A 255-nucleotide genomic window follows, 5' to 3' on the forward strand; every position below is an offset into this window, starting at 1 on the left:
ATGACGCGGCCGGCAACCAGATCAGCCAGCAGGACGATCTGGGCAACCGCATTGAGCGAACCTACGGCAGCGCCAACCAGCTGCTGACCGAAACCACCTTCGTCACCCCCGACCCCGATGGCGCAGGCGCCGCCACGGCCAGCCAGCCGCTGACCAGCCGCTACGCTTACGACAGCCGGCTCAACCTGCGCTACACCCTCTCAGCCGAAGGCCGCGTCACCGAATATCGCTATAACAGCCTGGGTCAGCGCATCA

At 65.5% G+C, this 255-nt stretch carries 1 protein-coding gene; it reads left to right on the forward strand.

Annotation, left to right across the window (positions count from 1 at the left end; translation table 11 throughout):
• On the forward strand, positions 1-255 hold a 255-nt coding region (locus PZA18_RS25925), incomplete at both ends, for a hypothetical protein (protein ID WP_308447471.1).

The organism is Parachitinimonas caeni (genome assembly GCF_030129945.1).
Taxonomy (GTDB): domain Bacteria; phylum Pseudomonadota; class Gammaproteobacteria; order Burkholderiales; family Chitinimonadaceae; genus Parachitinimonas; species Parachitinimonas caeni.